General features: G+C 57.2%; 1 protein-coding gene. It reads right to left on the bottom strand.

Translation table 11 applies throughout. The features are described 5' to 3' along the window. Positions 1-251: Lrp/AsnC family transcriptional regulator (locus ACLJNW_RS25445; RefSeq protein WP_410961398.1), on the bottom strand; the 251-nt coding region annotated here is incomplete at its 3' end. Positions 252-269: the final 18 nt, after the last annotated feature.

Here is a 269-nt window from a genome sequence, read left to right as displayed (position 1 = left end):
GTGAGGTTCTTGCGCCCATGGGCGTTGAGCTTGATCTGGGCGAATACCTGGGTATTCAGGCCGATCTTCTTGCGGTCGAGCAGGGTCACCTGCTTGCGGATCACCCCCTCCTCCTTCAGGCGCTGGATGCGCCGCCAGCAGGGCGACTGGGAAAGTCCGATGCGCTCGGCGATCTCGGCGGTGGAAAGCGAGGATTCCTCCTGCAGCAACGCAAGAATACGCTGATCGTAGATATCCAATGGAATGGACATAAATATTCCCTACAAAGA

This window comes from Salmonella sp. SAL4457 (genome assembly GCF_046548235.1).
Classification (GTDB): Bacteria; Pseudomonadota; Gammaproteobacteria; order Enterobacterales; family Enterobacteriaceae; genus Salmonella; species Salmonella enterica.
This window is presented reverse-complemented; position numbering and strand designations above follow the sequence as displayed.